Annotated in this window: 1 rRNA gene; it reads left to right on the top strand. The window is 57.9% G+C overall.

The window, feature by feature from the left end:
• Nucleotides 1–618 (top strand): 23S ribosomal RNA (locus tag IE248_RS37075); the annotation flags it as partial.

The following is a 618-nucleotide window of genomic DNA, read 5'->3' as shown; positions in this document are numbered from 1 at the left end:
TGCTGGATGTCTAACCTCGGTCCGTGATCCGGATCAGGGACAGTGTCTGATGGGTAGTTTAACTGGGGCGGTTGCCTCCCAAAGGGTAACGGAGGCGCCCAAAGGTTCCCTCAGCCTGGTTGGCAATCAGGTGTTGAGTGTAAGTGCACAAGGGAGCTTGACTGTGAGACCGACGGGTCGAGCAGGGACGAAAGTCGGGACTAGTGATCCGGCGGTGGCTTGTGGAAGCGCCGTCGCTCAACGGATAAAAGGTACCCCGGGGATAACAGGCTGATCTTCCCCAAGAGTCCATATCGACGGGATGGTTTGGCACCTCGATGTCGGCTCGTCGCATCCTGGGGCTGGAGTCGGTCCCAAGGGTTGGGCTGTTCGCCCATTAAAGCGGTACGCGAGCTGGGTTTAGAACGTCGTGAGACAGTTCGGTCCCTATCCGCTGTGCGCGTAGGAATATTGAGAAGGGCTGTCCCTAGTACGAGAGGACCGGGACGGACGAACCTCTGGTGTGCCAGTTGTCCTGCCAAGGGCATGGCTGGTTGGCTACGTTCGGGAGGGATAACCGCTGAAAGCATCTAAGCGGGAAGCCTGCTTCAAGATGAGTATTCCCACCTCCTTGAGAGG

It is taken from the genome of Streptomyces goshikiensis, assembly GCF_014650555.1.
Lineage (GTDB): Bacteria > Actinomycetota > Actinomycetes > Streptomycetales > Streptomycetaceae > Streptomyces > Streptomyces goshikiensis.
This window is presented reverse-complemented; position numbering and strand designations above follow the sequence as displayed.